We start from the raw sequence: 2,087 nt of genomic DNA on the forward strand, positions 1-2,087 counted from the left end.
TATAAATGAAATTAGAGGTATATTACCTCGTAACTCAATTGGAAAATATGATTTACTAACTATTTTTACACATAAAACCGTTTTTGATAAAATTGTAAAAGTACTATATGGTTTTTGATATTGATAATTTAAAAGGATTTCTTAATGATACCAGTTCATTTGGGTTTATAGCTAAAGAAAATAATAAAATTATAGGATTTGCATATTGCTATACACTTTTAAGACCTGATGGAAAAACAATGTTTTATTTACACTCAATAGGAATGTTACCTAACTATCAAGACAAAGGTTATGGTTCAAAATTATTATCTTTTATTAAGGAATATTCTAAAGAGATTGGTTGTTCTGAAATGTTTTTAATAACTGATAAAGGTAATCCTAGAGCTTGCCATGTATATGAAAAATTAGGTGGTAAAAATGATTATAAAGATGAAATAGTATATGTATATGATTATGAAAAAGGTGATAAATAAATGAATATAGTTGAAAATGAAATATGTATAAGAACTTTAATAGATGATGATTTTCCTTTGATGTTAAAATGGTTAACTGATGAAAGAGTATTAGAATTTTATGGTGGTAGAGATAAAAAATATACATTAGAATCATTAAAAAAACATTATACAGAGCCTTGGGAAGATGAAGTTTTTAGAGTAATTATTGAATATAACAATGTTCCTATTGGATATGGACAAATATATAAAATGTATGATGAGTTATATACTGATTATCATTATCCAAAAACTGATGAGATAGTCTATGGTATGGATCAATTTATAGGAGAGCCAAATTATTGGAGTAAAGGAATTGGTACAAGATATATTAAATTGATTTTTGAATTTTTGAAAAAAGAAAGAAATGCTAATGCAGTTATTTTAGACCCTCATAAAAATAATCCAAGAGCAATAAGGGCATACCAAAAATCTGGTTTTAGAATTATTGAAGATTTGCCAGAACATGAATTACACGAGGGCAAAAAAGAAGATTGTTATTTAATGGAATATAGATATGATGATAATGCCACAAATGTTAAGGCAATGAAATATTTAATTGAGCATTACTTTGATAATTTCAAAGTAGATAGTATTGAAATAATCGGTAGTGGTTATGATAGTGTGGCATATTTAGTTAATAATGAATACATTTTTAAAACAAAATTTAGTACTAATAAGAAAAAAGGTTATGCAAAAGAAAAAGCAATATATAATTTTTTAAATACAAATTTAGAAACTAATGTAAAAATTCCTAATATTGAATATTCGTATATTAGTGATGAATTATCTATACTAGGTTATAAAGAAATTAAAGGAACTTTTTTAACACCAGAAATTTATTCTACTATGTCAGAAGAAGAACAAAATTTGTTAAAACGAGATATTGCCAGTTTTTTAAGACAAATGCACGGTTTAGATTATACAGATATTAGTGAATGTACTATTGATAATAAACAAAATGTATTAGAAGAGTATATATTGTTGCGTGAAACTATTTATAATGATTTAACTGATATAGAAAAAGATTATATAGAAAGTTTTATGGAAAGACTAAATGCAACAACAGTTTTTGAGGGTAAAAAGTGTTTATGCCATAATGATTTTAGTTGTAATCATCTATTGTTAGATGGCAATAATAGATTAACTGGAATAATTGATTTTGGAGATTCTGGAATTATAGATGAATATTGTGATTTTATATACTTACTTGAAGATAGTGAAGAAGAAATAGGAACAAATTTTGGAGAAGATATATTAAGAATGTATGGAAATATAGATATTGAGAAAGCAAAAGAATATCAAGATATAGTTGAAGAATATTATCCTATTGAAACTATTGTTTATGGAATTAAAAATATTAAACAGGAATTTATCGAAAATGGTAGAAAAGAAATTTATAAAAGGACTTATAAAGATTGATTATATAATATATGAAAAGCTATTATAAAAGACATTAGTATTAAATAGTTTAAAAAAATGAAAAATAAGGTTCTGTTGCAAAGTTTTAAATCTACTATCAAATAAGGTAGAATAATAGAAAAAGATAGCAGGAGGAATGACGATGAATCATTTTAAAGGAAAGCAATTTCAGCA

2 protein-coding genes are annotated in these 2,087 nt (G+C 24.5%); both read left to right on the forward strand.

Annotated elements, in window-relative coordinates:
- The first annotated feature begins 107 nt into the window (after positions 1-107).
- Positions 108-473 carry a GNAT family N-acetyltransferase gene (locus NOL38_RS10335; RefSeq protein ID WP_002303448.1) on the forward strand — a complete coding sequence of 122 codons (366 nt, stop codon included), beginning with the start codon at positions 108-110 and terminating at the stop codon, positions 471-473.
- A complete protein-coding gene (locus tag NOL38_RS10340) occupies positions 474-1,913 on the forward strand; it encodes a bifunctional aminoglycoside N-acetyltransferase AAC(6')-Ie/aminoglycoside O-phosphotransferase APH(2'')-Ia (protein ID WP_001028144.1) in 1,440 nt (479 codons plus the stop codon).
- The last annotated feature ends 174 nt before the right edge of the window (positions 1,914-2,087 follow it).

Source organism: Streptococcus suis, from assembly GCF_029616525.1.
In the GTDB taxonomy this organism is placed as follows: Bacteria; Bacillota; Bacilli; order Lactobacillales; family Streptococcaceae; genus Streptococcus; species Streptococcus suis_AF.

What these genes read in the sequence shown, in the direction of transcription:
- NOL38_RS10335 (WP_002303448.1), top strand. Translation starts at nt 108, where the DNA reads ATGGTTTTTGATATTGATAATTTAAAAGGATTTCTTAATGATACCAGT.
- NOL38_RS10340 (WP_001028144.1), top strand. Translation starts at nt 474, where the DNA reads ATGAATATAGTTGAAAATGAAATATGTATAAGAACTTTAATAGATGAT.